This is a genomic window from Pseudonocardia pini, assembly GCF_013870575.1.
GTDB lineage: Bacteria > Actinomycetota > Actinomycetes > Mycobacteriales > Pseudonocardiaceae > Pseudonocardia > Pseudonocardia pini.
The window spans coordinates 1-9,256 of the sequence record NZ_JACBXB010000144.1 but is presented as its reverse complement, the minus strand read 5'-3'; the positions used below and the strand labels follow the sequence as shown (position 1 = coordinate 9,256).

Sequence of the window (9,256 nt, the reverse complement as noted above, 5' to 3'; positions counted from 1 at the left end):
GCCCTCGGCTGGCGGACCGTGCAGGTCGCCGAGGAGACGCTGCTGCCGCTCGGCGACCTGGCGTTCACGGGGCGGAGGTGGCAGGACGTGCGGACCGCGCTGAACAGGGCGGCCAAGGCCGGGGTCACCGCGGAGTGGACGACCTACCGCGAGGCCCCGCTGGCGGTCACCGACCAGATCCGGGCGATCAGCGAGGAGTGGGTGGCGGACAGGGGCCTGCCGGAGATGGGGTTCACCCTCGGCGGGCTGGACGAGCTGGCGGACCCGGACGTCCGGCTGCTGGTGGCGGTCGACGGGGACCGGTCCGTCCACGGCGTGACGAGCTGGCTGCCCGTCCGGCGAGAGCCCTCCTGCGCTGACGAACGAACGGCACTCTCGCTCACTAGGTGTGAGCGAGGGTGCCGTTCGTGCGAGGGGTCAGACGTCCGCGTGCTCCTTCGCTGGGCGGGTCGGGAGGAGCCTGCGGATCAGGGGGAAGAGGAAGAGCAGCGCGATGATCACGTAGACCGTGATCGACAGGGGCGTCGAGACCAGGGTGGTCACGTCGCCGTCGGCGATCTGCAGGGCGCGGCGCAGCTGGAGCTCCGCGTCGGGGCCCAGGATCACGCCGATGATCGCCGGGAGCACGGGCAGGCCGTAGCGGCGCATCACGAAGCCCACCGCGCCGATCCCGAGCAGCACCAGCAGGTCCACGGCCTGCCCGGACACCGCGTACGCCCCGATGCAGGCGAAGAACAGGATGCCCGCGTAGAGGTAGGGCCGCGGGATCTTCAGCAACCGCGCCCAGGCCGGTGCGAGCGGCAGGTTCAGCACCAGCAGCAGGACCAGGCCGATGAACAGGCTCGCGATCAGCGTCCAGACCAGGTCGGGCTCGGTCTGGAACAGCAGCGGACCCGGCTGGATCCCGAACTGCTGGAACGCCGCGAGCATGACGGCGGCGATCGCCGTCGTCGGCAGGCCGAGGGTCAGCATCGTGGACAGCGTCCCGGCCGACGACGCGCTGGCCGCCGACTCCGGACCGGCCACGCCCTCGATCGCCCCGGTACCGAACTCGTCGCGGTGCTTCGACAGCCGCCGTTCGGCCACATAGGACAGGAACGTGGGGATCTCCGCGCCGCCCGCCGGGATCGAGCCGAACGGGAACCCGATGAACGGGCCGCGCAGCCAGGGCTTCCACGCCCGCTTGACGTCGGCGCGCGACAGCCACGGCCGCCCCACCGGGATGCCCTCCTGCTGCCCGCGACGCAGGTGCGCCGCCACCCACAGGGCCTCACCGACGGCGAACAGGCCGACCGCCACGATCACGACGTCGATGCCGTCGGCCAGCTGCGGGACGCCGAACGTCAGCCGCGGCTGCCCGCTGATCGGGTCCAGCCCGACCAGCCCGATCGTCAGCCCGATCGCCAACGCGGCGAACCCGCGGATCCGCGAGCTGCCCAGCACCGAGGTCACGGCGACGAACGCCAGCACCATCACCGCGAAGTAGTCCGGCGCCCCGATGTCCACGGCCACCGACGCCACGAGCGGCGCCAGCAGCACCAGCCCGACCACGCCGATGATGCCGCCGACGAAGTGCCCGATCGCCGCCGTGGCGAGCGCCTGCGCGCCGCGGCCGGACTTGGCCATCGGGTTGCCCTCAAGCGCCGCCATCACCGACGCGCTCTCACCCGGGGTGTTGAGCAGGATCGAGGTGGTGGAGCCGCCGAACATCGCACCGAAGTAGATGCCGGCGAACATGATGAAGGCGCCGGTCGGGTCGAACGCGTAGGTGACGGGCAGCAGCAGCGCCACCGCCATGGCCGGGCCGATGCCCGGCAGCACGCCGATCGCGGTGCCGAGCAGCACTCCGATCGCCGCGAACAGCAGGTTCTCCGGGGTGAGGGCGGCCGCGAAGCCGCCCATGAGGCTCGAGAACGTGTCCATCAGCCGAACACCCCCATGAGCGGCCCGCCGGGCAGGTCGACGCCGAGCAGGCCGTCGAAGACGATCCAGGTGACGACGGAGACGCCGGCCGCGATCAGCAGGTCCCGCACGAGGGAGCGCGAGCCGAGCGAGAAGGTCGCGCCCCAGAACAGCACGGTGCCCGCGATCGGCCAGCCGACCAGCGGGATCAGCGCCGCCGTCGCGACCAGCACGCCGGCGAGCATGCCGACGGTCCGCAGGTCCGGCGGCGTCGAGAGGTCGACGTCCTCGCCCGCCTCGGCCTCGCCCTTCCCGCCGCGCAGCACGTCGACGGCCAGCAGCACGGACAGCAGGAGCAGCGCCCCGCCGACCACGAACGCGACGGCGTGCGGGCCCAGCGGGTCGGAGTCGCCCCCGCCGCCGCGGCCCTCCAGCGCGGTGTCCACGACCACGAGCAGCCCCACGACCAGCAGGAGCAGTGCCACGCCGAGCTCGGAGTGCTCGCGGAACCAGTTCGGCTTCCGCTCGACCGGACGGTCCTCGGTGACGGTCATGCCAGCCCCAGTTCCCGCAGCACTCCGGCCACGCGCTCGTTCTCGGCCGCCAGGAAGGCCCCGAACTCCGGGCCCGGCTGGTAGGCGTCGGTCCAGCCGTTGCGCTCCAGCGCCTCCGCCCACTCGGACGTGCCGCGCAGCTCCGCGAAGACGGCCTCCAGCTCGGCCCGGCCCTCGGGGGAGAGCCCCGGCGGCGCGACGATCCCGCGCCAGTTCGTGAACTCGACGTCCAGGCCCGCCTGCCGCAGCGTGGGTGCGTCGACCCCGGGGACCGGCTCCCCGGCCGTCACGGCGAGGACGCGCAGCTCACCGGCGTCGATCTGGTCGGCGTACTCGCCGAGCCCGGAGACCCCGAAGGCCACCTTCCCGCCGAGCACGGCGGCGAGCAGCTCGCCGCCGCCGTCGTAGGCGACGTAGTTGACGTCCCGCGGGGCGAGGCCCGCCGCCTCGGCGATCAGCATCGGGGCCAGGTGGTCCGGCCCGCCGGGGGACGACCCGCCGCCCACCGGCGTCGCGCCCGGGTTCGCCTTCCAGTCCGCGAGCAGCTGCGGCAGGCTGGTGTACGGCGAGTCCTTCCCGACGACCACGATCTCGGTCTCCTGGGTCAGCCGCGCGACGGGCGTGGTGTCGGCCAGGGTCGAGGGGGAGTCGTTCGTGTACACGCTGCCGACGACCCCGAGCCCCATCGACATGACGAGCCGGTCGTTGCCGCTCTCGTTGACCGTGCGGCCGAGGCCGACCGTGCCGCCCGCCCCGGGCAGGTTGAAGACCTCGACGGAGCCGGTGAGCCCGGCGTCCTCCATCGCCTTGGCGGCGGTGCGGGCCGTGACGTCGTAGCCACCGCCGGGGGAGTTCGGGACGAGCATGCGCAGCCCGCGCAGCTGGGTCCCGTCGCCCGTCCCCGTGAGCGCGCCGACGGCGGGCGGTACCAGGAGCACCGCGGCCGCGGCCACGACCACCGCGAGCACCGCCGAGACGGTGCGGGTGGGTCTTTCGCGGGTGGACATCAGTGTCTTCTCCTCCGCATCGAGGTCGGTGTGCGCTCATCCTGGGGGCCGGGCGACCCGGTGTCGCGCTTGTGTCCACAAACGTGGTTGTGGTCGTTGTGGTCACGGGTTCCGAGCGGCCGCGGCGCCCTAGTCTGACCGGGTGCGAGGACGCCCGCTGGCCCGTCAGTTCCTGGTCTGGCAGCTGCTCGTGGTGCTGATCCTGCTGGCCGCCGTCGCCGCGCTCGCCGCCGTCCAGTCCGATGCCGCCTTCCGCGAGACCCAGGGTCGTCGGATGCTGACCGTGGCCGAGGACGTCGCCGCGACGCCGGGCATCCGCGCCGGTCTGGTGGACCGGGACGTCGACCTGCTGGCGAGCTTCGCGCGCAGCGCCGAGAACCTCTCCGGGGCGGACCGGATCGTGGTCGTCGACGCGAACCGGGTGGTCCGCAGCTCGCCCGATCCCGCAGAGCTCGGCACGGCGTTCGACCCGGGCGAGTCGACCGCGTTCGCCGGGCGGGCCTGGACGGGATCGGTGGACCGGACGGTCGTCGCGGAGGTGCCCGTCGTCGTCGCGGGCGGCGAGGTCGTGGGGGTGGTGTCGGCGGGCATCCGCGCACCCACCCTGCTGGAGGCCCTCGCGCCGGCCCGCGGGGAGGTCGCGGCGCTGCTCGGGTTGGCGCTGGTGCTGGGGGTGGCCGGGTCGCTGCTGCTGGCCCGGCGGGTGCGCAGGCAGACGCTGGGGCTGGAGCCCGCCGAGATCGTCGAGCTCGTGCAGCGGCGCGAGGCGATGCTGCTGGGGGTCAAGGAGGGCGTGGTCGGGCTCGATCCCGAGGGCCGCGTGACACTGCTCAACCAGCCCGCGGTGGACCTGCTGCCCGGGGCGCACCTGGGGGACCGGGTCGACGACCTGGGGCTCGACGCCCGGCTCCGCGACGTCCTGACCGGCCGGGTCCGCGGCGAGGACCAGGTGGTGGTGCACGCCGGCCGGGTGCTGGTGCTCAACCGCAACCCCCTGGAGGCGGGCGCGGTCGTGACGCTGCGGGACCGGACCGAGCTCACCACCCTGCAGGACCGGCTCGACGCCTCCCGCACCCTCACCGACACCCTCCGCGCGCAGGCCCACGAGTTCACCAACCGGCTGCACACCATCGCGGGGCTCACCGAGCTCGGCGAGTACGACGAGGTGCGCCGGTTCGTGACCGGGGTGGTGGCGGCGGCGGAGGGCTGGCGACGGGAGGTGGTCACCCGCGTGGAGGAGCCCGCGGCGGCCGCGCTGCTGGTCGCCAAGGCGTCCCTGGCGACGGAACGGGGCGTGGAGCTGCGGTTCTCCCCCGACGCCCGGCTCGGCGCGACCGACGACCCGGACCTGGGCCGAGATCTCGTCACCGTGCTGGGAAATCTGGTGGACAACGCGTTGGACGCCGTGTCGCCCGGTGGGTGGGTCGAGATCGGCATCGAGGAACGGGAGGGCGCGGTGCGCGTGCGGGTGCGGGACTCCGGGCCGGGGGTGGCCTCCGAGCTGGCCGACGAGGTGTTCCGGCACGGGTTCACCACCAAGGCCGCCGAGTCGCCCGGCGGGCGTGGGCTGGGGCTCGCGCTGGTCCGCGAGGTGTGTCTGCGGCGGCGGGGGAGCGTTGCGGTCGAGGGGGCCACCTTCACGGCGGTGCTCGGATGAGGGTCCTCGTGGTCGACGACGACTTCATGGTCGCCAAGGTGCACAGCGGGTACGTCGGGCGGATCGCGGGCTGCGCGGTGGTCGGCGTGGCGCACACCGGTGCGGACGCCGTCGCGCAGGCGGGTGCGTTGCGACCCGACCTGGTCCTGCTCGACGTCTACCTGCCCGACATGTCCGGCATCGAGGTCCTCCGGCGGCTGCGCACCGGGGCGCCGGACGACCCGTCCGTGCTGGTCATCACGGCCGCGGACGACGCCGCCACGGTCGCCGCCGCCCTGCACGGCGGCGCGCTGCACTACCTGGTCAAGCCGTTCGACTCGCGGGCCCTGGCGGAACAGGTCGAACGGGCCCGACGGCTGCGGGGCCGGTTGGCGGGCCTGGACCGGGCCGGGCAGGAGGACATCGACCGACTCTTCGGCGGGTCGACCCGGCGGCTGCCGAAGGGCCTCACCCCGCCGACGGCGGCCCTGGTGGAGAAGGTGCTGCGCGAGCACGGCGGCGACCTCTCGGCGACCGAGTGCGCGGAGCTGACCGACCTGTCCCGGGTGAGCGCCCGCCGCTACCTGGAGCACTTCGTGGAGACCGGGGCGGTGGTGGTGAAGCTCCGCTACGGCGGCACCGGCCGCCCCGAACGCCGCTACACCTGGACCCGCTGACCCGGCCGCATCATGGCTCCATGATGCGGCCGCGGGTGGTGTGGGCGAGGACGGCCGCTGCGAGCGGGGTCACCACGGCCGGGGGGATCGCGTGGCCCATGCCCTCGATGCGCACGAGCTCGGCGCCCTTGATGGTCGCGGCGAGGTGGGCGGCGTGCGGGGGCGGGTCGACCGGGTCCTCGGGGGCCTCGATCACCAGGGTCGGGACCTGCACCTCGGCGAGCTCCGGGCCGCGGTCCAGGCCCTCCTGGGAGGCCGCGGCGTGGGCGGCCGGACTGTCCGCGCGGCCCGCGTGCGCGATGACCCGCTCCTCGAGCCCGCGGAACCACTGCTCGTCGAACTCCAGGCCCGTGCCGTTGAGCAGCCGCCAGTGCTCGACGCGCCACTCCAGCTCCTGCTCCGGCGTGCGCTCGTCGGTGAGCTCGCCCCAGAGCCGCAGGAGGGCCGGAGCGGGGCCGGGGAGCTCGTCCGCCCACTGCAGGGACGCCGTGCAGAACAGCGTGGCCGACAGCAGCCGGTCGGGACGGTCGACCAGCAGCAGCTGCACCAGCGTGCCGCCCAGGGACATCCCGACGGCGTGGGCGCGGTCGATCCCGAAGGCGTCGAGCACCGCGACGGCGTCTGCGGCCAGGTCGCGGATCGCGTAGGGCCGCTCGTCGAAGGCGTGGGTGGAGCGGCCGGTGTCGCGATGGTCGTAGCGGACGACCCGGTGCCGCTCGGCCAGGCGCTCGACGAGCTCCTCCGGCCAGGCGACGCCCGAGGCGTTCGCGCCCATCACCAGCAGCAGGGGCTCGCCGGGCCCCGCGATCTCCTCGGCCCACACCTGCACGCCCGGGGCCACGTCCACGAACTTCTCCACGGGAGGCACCCTAGAGACGCCGCCGCCCCGGTCCGGCACGAGGCCGGACCGGGGCGGGAGGCGGTGCGACTTACTTCAGGGCGTCGAGCAGCGCCTGGCGCTGCCGGTCACCCAGGCCCGCGGCGCGACGGGACGCGTCGATGCCGGTCTGCTCCAGCAGCGCCGAGACCTTCGCGGGGCCGTAGCCGGGCAGGCTCTTCAGCAGGTCGGCGACCTTGGTCTTGCCGACGACCTGGTCCGACTTCGCGCGGTCCAGCACGGCCGGGATGGTCTCCTCGCCCTTGGCGATCTTGTCCCGGAGCTCCTTGCGCGCAGTGCGGGCTGCGGCGGCCTTCTTGAGAGCCTCCGCGCGCTGCTCGGGGGTCAGCGTGGGCAGTGCCATGGTGTGCTCCTCTCATCTCCCATCGACCACCCGCTTTCGGGGTGCGTCGGTGGTCGTACCGGGTACAGCGTGGCCCCTAGCCTGGCAGACGCACGACAACGCCACGCCGGGAACCCCCACGTCAGAGCCTCGTGATCGTCGAAAACGGTGTCATGGAACCGTCAGCGGCGGGTTCCGGGCGTCAGGCGGTCACCTGATGGCGCAGCCTGTCGACGTCCCAGAGGGTCCGGACGGAGGTGATCCGGCCGTTCCGGACGGCCACCACGGACACCGCGAGGACCCGCACGGACCGCCCCGACGGCGGGGTGCCGGGCAGCAGCCAGGGCAGCTCGCGGTCGTGGGTGAAGGTCCACCGCAGCTCGTCGACCAGCCGTCGGGTGTCCACCGTGCGCGAGACGCGTTCTCGCGCCAGGTCCGCGGGCACCGACGGCACGACGACCTCCGCCAGGTGCGCCGCGACCTGGTCCCGGTCGTTGCCGCCCGTCATCGCGGGGACGTCGACGAACGAGGCGGCGGGATCGAGCAGGGCGACCGCCGCCCCCACGTCGCGATCGGTGTACACGGCCGCCCAGAACGTGTCCCACGCCCGCTCGACCTCGCGGATCAGGACCTGGATGGCCGGGGTCACGGCTACGCGGCTTCGTGCTGCTCCGCGACGGCCTTCGCACCGGTCATGTCGATGAGGCGGTGGCCGCGGTTGCGGGCGTAGCGCAGCGAGCGGACCCAGTTGTAGAGCGTGCCGAGCCGGTTGCCCCAGCCGATCAGGAACATGACGTGCACGTAGCACCACATCAGGTACGCGGCCCAGCCGGTGACCTTGAAGCCCATGGCGTCCGCGACGGCCTGCCGGGCGCCGATGGTGGCCATCGAGCCCTTGTCGAAGTACTTGAACGGCGCCGGGGTGGTCGTGTCGCCCTTGACCCGGTTGGTGATCTGCTTGCCCACGTAGGTGCCCTGCTGCATGGCGACCTGCGCCACGCCGGGCAACCGGTCCACGGTGCTGACCATGTCGCCGATCGCGTACACGCCCTCCGCACCCGGAACCGAGCAGTCCGGGTCCACGGCCAGCCTGCCCGCGCGGTCGGTCTCGGTCCCGGTGGCCTTCGCGAGCACCTTGGCCAGCGGGGACGCCTGCACCCCCGCCGCCCAGATCTTGGTCTTGGCCGTGATGGTGTCGACGCCCTTGGGCCCCTTCACCGTGATCGTCTCGGCGTCCATGTCGGTGGCGGCGGTGTTCAGCCGGATCTCCACGCCCATCTTCTCCAGCTTGCGCTGCGTGTACTTCTGCAGCTTGGGCGCGAAGGGCGGGAGCACGGACGGCGCCGCGTCCAGCAGGATGATCGTGGCCTGCCGGGTGTCGATCGAGCGGTACTCCTTGGGCAGCACGAACTGCGCGAGCTCGGCGAGCTGCCCGGCGATCTCGACGCCGGTCGGGCCCGCCCCCACCACGACGAACGTGAGGTAGGCCTCCCGCTCCTTCTCGTCCGTGGCGATCTCGGCCAGCTCGTACGAGCCGAGGATCTGGCTGCGGAGCATCCGGGCGTCCTCGATGCTCTTCATGCCCGGCGCGAACTGCGCCCACTCGTCGTGCCCGAAGTAGGCGTGCCCCGCCCCGCCCGCGACGACCAGGTAGTCGTAGGGCAGGTCGATGTGCTGCTCGTTCGGCCCGAGCGACCGCACGACCTTGTTCGGGATGTCGATGTCGTAGACCTCGGCCAGCAGCGTGCGCGTGTTGCGCTGGTGCTTGACCACCCGGCGCAGGGCGGGCGCGATCAGCCCGGGGGACAGGATCCCCGTCGCGACCTGGTAGAGCAGCGGCTGGAAGAGGTGGTGGTTGGTCCGGTCGACCAGGGTGACGTCGACGTCCGCGTGGCTCAGGGCCTTCGCGGCCCGCACCCCGCCGAACCCGCCGCCGACGATGACGACCTTCTTGCGGCCCCCACCGGTGGGGGTGTCCCCAGTGCTGCTCACGTCGGCCACGGAATGCTGCCCCTCTGGTCGCGGCTCCCGACGACGTCGGCGCCGGATGTCCTACCGGTCTGTGTACCGCAGCCCGGGCGTCGTCGCAGGACCGCGCGGGAGGAGCGTAGTCGCCGCCGGGACCGCCGGTGTTGCCCCCGGGTGTCCGCTGCGCGAACGGGTCAGTTGCCCGCGGTGCCCTCGCCGCCGCCGCCCGCACCGGTGTCCGAGTCCGCAGTGGCGCCCGAGGCGGTCACCGCGCACGACTCCGCGAGGGCGG

The 9,256-nt window shown here is 73.5% G+C and carries 9 protein-coding genes and 1 pseudogene; 3 read left to right on the top strand and 7 right to left on the bottom strand.

Translation table 11 applies throughout. From position 1 onward, the window contains the following. Positions 1 to 18: 18 nt before the first annotated feature. Positions 19 to 291 (top strand): annotated as a pseudogene (locus tag H5J29_RS11275) (phosphatidylglycerol lysyltransferase domain-containing protein); the annotation flags it as partial. A gap of 126 nt (positions 292 to 417) precedes the next feature. On the opposite strand, the gene H5J29_RS11270 reads toward H5J29_RS11275, so the two are convergent. From H5J29_RS11270 to H5J29_RS11260, 3 genes are read right to left on the bottom strand one after another with little or no spacing between them, the layout of a single operon-like run. Then, the gene (locus H5J29_RS11270; RefSeq protein ID WP_181780882.1) at positions 418 to 1,923 is read right to left on the bottom strand and encodes a tripartite tricarboxylate transporter permease; all 1,506 of its coding nucleotides are present in this window, start codon (positions 1,921 to 1,923) and stop codon (positions 418 to 420) included. Then, positions 1,923 to 2,456 (bottom strand): tripartite tricarboxylate transporter TctB family protein, encoded by a 534-nt coding sequence (locus H5J29_RS11265; protein WP_181780881.1) that lies wholly within the window; start codon positions 2,454 to 2,456, stop codon positions 1,923 to 1,925. The genes H5J29_RS11270 and H5J29_RS11265 overlap by 1 nt, the downstream gene beginning before the upstream one ends. Next, positions 2,453 to 3,463 (bottom strand): Bug family tripartite tricarboxylate transporter substrate binding protein, encoded by a 1,011-nt coding sequence (locus tag H5J29_RS11260; RefSeq protein WP_181780880.1) that lies wholly within the window; start codon positions 3,461 to 3,463, stop codon positions 2,453 to 2,455. The genes H5J29_RS11265 and H5J29_RS11260 overlap by 4 nt, the downstream gene beginning before the upstream one ends. A gap of 142 nt (positions 3,464 to 3,605) precedes the next feature. Between H5J29_RS11260 and H5J29_RS11255 the strand changes: the two genes are divergently transcribed. Further along, on the top strand, positions 3,606 to 5,120 hold the full coding sequence (locus tag H5J29_RS11255) for a sensor histidine kinase (RefSeq protein ID WP_312858161.1): 1,515 nt from the start codon (positions 3,606 to 3,608) through the stop codon (positions 5,118 to 5,120). After that, a complete protein-coding gene (locus H5J29_RS11250) occupies positions 5,117 to 5,776 on the top strand; it encodes a response regulator (RefSeq protein ID WP_181780879.1) in 660 nt (219 codons plus the stop codon). The genes H5J29_RS11255 and H5J29_RS11250 overlap by 4 nt, the downstream gene beginning before the upstream one ends. Positions 5,777 to 5,786: 10 nt before the next feature. Here the strand turns inward: H5J29_RS11250 and H5J29_RS11245 are convergent, their stop codons facing one another. The 4 genes from H5J29_RS11245 to H5J29_RS11230 all read right to left on the bottom strand — a co-directional run bounded on the left by H5J29_RS11245 (position 5,787) and on the right by H5J29_RS11230 (position 8,988). Then, positions 5,787 to 6,635, bottom strand: coding sequence for an alpha/beta fold hydrolase (locus H5J29_RS11245; RefSeq protein WP_181780878.1), 849 nt, complete (start codon positions 6,633 to 6,635; stop codon positions 5,787 to 5,789). Between the two features lie 70 nt (positions 6,636 to 6,705). Further along, positions 6,706 to 7,017: an integration host factor, actinobacterial type gene (gene mihF, locus H5J29_RS11240; protein WP_181780877.1), complete on the bottom strand. Its 312-nt coding sequence runs from the start codon at positions 7,015 to 7,017 to the stop codon at positions 6,706 to 6,708. Positions 7,018 to 7,198: 181 nt separating this feature from the next. Beyond that, the gene (locus tag H5J29_RS11235; RefSeq protein WP_181780876.1) at positions 7,199 to 7,645 is read right to left on the bottom strand and encodes a nuclear transport factor 2 family protein; all 447 of its coding nucleotides are present in this window, start codon (positions 7,643 to 7,645) and stop codon (positions 7,199 to 7,201) included. A gap of 2 nt (positions 7,646 to 7,647) precedes the next feature. Beyond that, a complete protein-coding gene (locus H5J29_RS11230; RefSeq protein ID WP_181780875.1) occupies positions 7,648 to 8,988 on the bottom strand; it encodes an NAD(P)/FAD-dependent oxidoreductase in 1,341 nt (446 codons plus the stop codon). Positions 8,989 to 9,256 lie beyond the last annotated feature (268 nt).